Raw genomic sequence first — 579 nt, forward strand, 5'->3', positions numbered from 1 at the left:
CAACAGACGCCAAGTTCAAATGGCTTAATTGGTAATACTTTTAAGCGATTAATCTTTTCCCTTACTGGACTGTTGTTGATTACGACATCCGGTGCGATACCCACCCCACATCCCAATGCAACCATGCTTACGATGGCCTCATGTCCTGAGGTTTGCGCGTAGATATTCGGCTTTATTTTCATTTTTTTGAGCCAAGTATTAGCCCTGTCCCTTGCTGTGCCTGCTTCCGGAAGAATGAATGGAATGATTGACCAATCTGGCTGCTCCTTTTGCAATTCCTCAGCAAATGAACTGACACCGACAGGAGCGATGACAGACAGAGGGATTTCACTGATCGTTTCAAACGCGATTTTGTTTGGCATCTGCTCCGATTTGGCTGAGATGGCAATATCGGCTTCATCTGCTAGTATTTTGTCGATTGCTTGAGCTGGGTCACCGGTTGATAGCTTAAATTCAATAAAAGGATGCTGAAGACGAAAATCGGAAATTAACTCTGGTAAATGGCTGTAGCTGGCGGTCACCGAACAAAAGAGACGAATTTCCCCCTTTAGCTCGCCTTCGGTTCCTTTTATATGGTTT

General features: G+C 44.7%; 1 protein-coding gene. It reads right to left on the reverse strand.

Annotation, left to right across the window (positions count from 1 at the left end; translation table 11 throughout):
• Nucleotides 1–579: HTH-type transcriptional activator IlvY (gene ilvY / locus R7044_RS26895; RefSeq protein WP_225456190.1), on the reverse strand; the 579-nt coding region annotated here is incomplete at both ends.

Source organism: Vibrio sp. 1402, assembly GCF_033340275.1.